The organism is Roseateles sp. (genome assembly GCF_036404855.1).
In the GTDB taxonomy this organism is placed as follows: Bacteria; Pseudomonadota; Gammaproteobacteria; order Burkholderiales; family Burkholderiaceae_C; genus Pelomonas.
The window spans coordinates 1-4,070 of sequence record NZ_DASWYS010000252.1; the positions used below are offsets into that span (position 1 = coordinate 1).

2 protein-coding genes are annotated in these 4,070 nt (G+C 67.7%); both read left to right on the forward strand.

The genetic code is table 11. The annotated features are described in order from the left end of the window. A partial coding sequence (locus VGF12_RS16580) for a response regulator (RefSeq protein WP_331177151.1) occupies positions 1-2,745 on the forward strand: 2,745 nt, incomplete at its 5' end. A gap of 5 nt (positions 2,746-2,750) precedes the next feature. Then, on the forward strand, positions 2,751-4,070 hold a 1,320-nt coding region (locus tag VGF12_RS16585), incomplete at its 3' end, for a response regulator (RefSeq protein WP_331177152.1).

Sequence of the window (4,070 nt, forward strand, 5' to 3'; positions counted from 1 at the left end):
ACGGAGCGCAACCGCGAGCAGGACTGGCTGAAGACCAACATCGCCCGCTTCACGAGCATGATGCAGGGACAGCGCGATCTTTACACGGTGGCCAAAACCCTTCTGTCCGATCTGGTGCCGCTGGTGCAGGCCCAGCAGGGCGCCATCTATCAGATAGCCCTCACGGAGGAGGGGGAGCAGACGCTTGAGCTTCTGGCCGGCTACGCGCGGGAATCAGCGGAGCAGCCGCGGCGCATTCCGCTGGGCCAGGGCATCGTGGGCCAGTGCGCCCTGGAGAAGCAGCGCATCCTTATCAGGGATATTCCTCCGGACTACACCCGCATCAGCTCCAGCCTGGGCTCGGCCCCGCCCTCCAGCATCGTGGTGCTGCCGCTGCTGTTCGAGGGCCACACCAAGGCCGTCATCGAACTGGCGTCGCTCAGTCCCTTCAACTCCACCAATCTGATCTTCCTCGACCAGCTCACCGCCAATATCGGTGTGGTGCTGAACACCATCGAGGCCACCATGCGCACCGAGGGCCTGCTCAAGCAGTCGCAGCAGCTGACCGCCGAGCTTCAGTCCCGGCAGACGGAGCTGCAGGAGACCAACGAGCAGCTCGGCACCAAGGCGCGCCTGCTGGCCGAGCAGAACGAGGAGGTGGAGCGCAAGAACACCGAGGTCGAGCAGGCCCGCCATGCGTTGGAGGAGAAGGCCGCCGAGCTGGCGCTGACGTCCAAGTACAAGTCGGAGTTCCTGGCCAACATGAGCCACGAGCTGCGCACGCCGCTGAACTCCATCCTCATCCTCAGCCAGCAGCTGGCCGGCAACAACGATGGAAACCTCACCGCCCGGCAGGTCGAGTTCTCGCGCAACATCAACTCGTCGGGCTCCGACCTGCTGCACCTCATCAACGACATCCTGGACCTGTCCAAGATCGAGTCCGGCACCGTCACGGTGGAGATCGAGGACATCCCCTTCGCCTCGCTGCGCGACAACATCGACCGCAACTTCCGCCAGGTGGCCGAGGCCAAGAATCTGCCGCTGCGCCTGCTGTTCGCCGACGACCTGCCGCGCAGCATGGAGAGCGACGCCAAGCGCCTGCAGCAGATCCTGAAGAACCTGCTGTCCAACGCGGTGAAGTTCACGGCGAGCGGCCACGTCGAGCTGCGCGTCAGCCTGGCCAGCGAGGGCTGGAGCACCGAACACCCGGTGCTCACCAAGGCCCAGCAGGTGCTCGCCTTCGCGGTGGAGGACACCGGCATTGGCGTGGCGCCGGAGAAGCAGCGCCTGATCTTCGAGGCCTTCCAGCAGGCCGACGCCGGCACTTCGCGCAAGTACGGCGGCACGGGCCTGGGCCTGGCCATCAGCCGTGAGCTCGCGGCTCTGCTCGGCGGCGAGATCCGCCTGTCCAGCGTGCACGGCCACGGCAGCACCTTCACGCTGTTCCTGCCGCTGCACTTCTCGGGGGCCCCCAGCGCCCGCACGCCTCCCCCCGAGCGGGGCCGCCCGCCCGACGCCGCGCTGCGGGGCACGCTCCCGCTGGTGCGCGAGACCCAGGTGGCCGACGATCGCGAGAACCTCGTCGAGGGTGAGTCGGTGCTGCTCATCATCGAGGACGACCCCCACTTCGCACGCATCGTGCTGGGCCTGGCGCGGGACCGCGGCTTCAAGGGGCTCGTGGCGCTCAAGGGCAGCCAGGGGCTGGAGCTGGCGCGGCGCTACAAGCCCACGGCCGTGTCGCTGGACATCTTCCTGCCCGACATGCTGGGCTGGACCGTGCTGAACCAGCTCAAGCTCGATCCGCAGACCCGCCACATCCCCGTGCAGATCTTCAGCGTCGCCGAAGAGGACCGCAACCATGGCCTGGCCCATGGGGCCTTCAGCTACGTCGTGAAGTCGTCCAGCAGCGAGGAGATGGAGGCCGCGCTGGACCGCATCCGCGACTTCACGGTGCCGCGGACCAAGCGGCTGCTCGTCATCGAGGACGATGAGGTCGAGCGCCGGGCCATCGTCGAGCTGCTGGGGCACGAGGACATCGATCTGCAGGCGGTCGGCAGCGGCGCCGAGGCGCTGCGGGCGTTGCACGAGCAGGCGTTCGACTGCATCGTGCTAGACCTGCGACTGCCCGATGTCAGCGGATTCACGCTGCTCGAGCAATTGCATGCCGATCCGGCGCTGGCCGCGGTGCCGGTGGTCGTCTTCACGGGCAAGGATCTCACCGGCCCGGAGCAAAAGCAGCTGCGCACCCTCGCCAAGAGCGTGGTGCTCAAGGACGTGCAGAGCCCGGAACGGCTGCTGGACGAGACGGCACTTTTCCTGCACCGCGTCGTGACGGGGCTTCCGCAGGACAAGCAGGACATCCTGCAGAAGCTGCACGGAGCCTCCGAGATGCTGCGTGGGCGACGCGTGCTGGTGGTGGACGACGACGCCCGCAACATCTTCGCGTTGACGACGCTGCTGGAGAACCAGGACATGCAGGTGCTGACCGCCACCAGCGGCCGCGCCGCCATCGAAGTCATCCGCCGCGAGCATGACCTCGACCTCGTGCTGATGGACATCATGATGCCGGACATGGACGGCTACGAAACCATGCGCGAGATCCGGGGGCATGCCGAGTTCCGCAACCTGCCCATCCTCGCGCTGACGGCCAAGGCCATGAAGGGCGACCGCGAGAAGTGCCTGGAGGCCGGCGCCAGCGACTACATCTCCAAGCCCGTCAACACGGCGCAGCTGCTGTCGCTGATGCGCGTGTGGCTGTACCGGTGAACGCGATGGCGACGAGCGAGCTCCTGGAGCAGGCCGCGGGTGCTGACGAGCGCACCAACATCCTCATCGTCGACGACGAGCCCGCCAACCTGCTGGTGCTGGAAAGCGTGCTCGCCGACCCGGGGTACCGCATCGTGCGCGCGCTGTCGGCCGACCAGGCACTGCTCGCGCTGATGGGATACGAGTTCGCCGTCATGGTGCTGGACATCCAGCTGCCCGACATGAACGGCCTCGAGCTGGCGCAGATGATCAAGGAACGCAAGCGCAACGCCCACCTGCCCATCATCTTTCTGACGGCCTACTTCGACCAGGACCAGCACCGCCTGCAGGGCTATGGCTCCGGCGCCGTGGACTACCTGCACAAGCCGGTGAACCCGGCCGTGCTGCGCTCCAAGGTGGCCGTGTTCGCCGAGCTGGATCGCAAGACCCGCGAGCTCAGGCGTACCAACCTGGCACTGCGGGCGGAGGTGGAGGAGCGCCGCCGCGCCGAGGAGCTGCTGCGCGATCTCAACGAGACGCTGGAGCGCCGCGTCACCGAGCGTACCGAGGCCTTGCAGCATGCCGACCGCCGGCTGCGCGCCGTCATGAACAGCATCACCGACGGGCTGCTGCTGGTCGAGCGCGACGGCCGCATCGGCTATGTCAACGAGCAGGGGGCCCGTCTGCTGGGTCGGCGCACGGACGAGCTGACCGGACGGCATCGCACCGACGTGTTCGGCACGGGCGAGTTCGAGGCCGGTTTCGAGAGCACCCTCTTGCGGGGGCAGGCCGTGTCTTTCGAGGCCATGGCGCCGGGCGTGCCGGAGCGCTGGCTGGAGTGCCAGTGCTACCCCTCGCACGACGGGCTCTCTGTCTACTTCCACGACATCACCGACCGTCGTGAGCTTCAGCTGCGCCGCGAACAGCTGCTCGCCGCCGAGCAGGCCGCCCGGGGCGCCGCCGACCATGCGGCCCGTGCCAAGGAGGAGTTCGTCGCCGCCAACAGCCATGAGCTGCGCACGCCGCTGGCCGCCATCCTGGGCTGGGTCAACGTGCTCACCCATCCCGGCGTACAGCCCGGCATGCAGGAGCGTGGCATCCAGGCCATCGCGCGCAATGCCCAGGCCCAGGCAGTGCTCGTCGACGACCTGCTGGAGATGAGCCGCATCGTCGCCGGCAAGCAGTTGATGAACGTCGAACGGGTGGATCTCAATGCCATCGTCGGCGCAGCTGCGGACACCGCGCGGCCCACAGCCCAGTCACGCCAGCTGGACCTCGTACTGCGCCTGTCGCCGGGGCCGGTGGAGGTGTTTGGCGATGCGCGCCGGCTCACGCAGGTCGTGATG